The following is a 255-nucleotide window of genomic DNA, read 5'->3' on the forward strand; positions in this document are numbered from 1 at the left end:
CTGACTCAATCAACCGCCTGCGTGCGCTTTACGCCCAGTAATTCCGATTAACGCTTGCACCCTCCGTATTACCGCGGCTGCTGGCACGGAGTTAGCCGGTGCTTCTTCTGTCGGTAACGTCAATTGTCAAGGTTATTAACCTTAACACCTTCCTCCCGACTGAAAGTACTTTACAACCCGAAGGCCTTCTTCATACACGCGGCATGGCTGCATCAGGCTTGCGCCCATTGTGCAATATTCCCCACTGCTGCCTCC

1 rRNA gene is annotated in these 255 nt (G+C 53.3%); it reads right to left on the bottom strand.

Going from position 1 to position 255, the window contains the following annotated elements:
• A 16S ribosomal RNA gene (locus AAZR23_RS20795) occupies positions 1-255 on the bottom strand; the annotation flags it as partial.

This window comes from Morganella sp. Je.2.23 (assembly GCF_051129855.1).
Taxonomy (GTDB): domain Bacteria; phylum Pseudomonadota; class Gammaproteobacteria; order Enterobacterales; family Enterobacteriaceae; genus Morganella; species Morganella sibonii.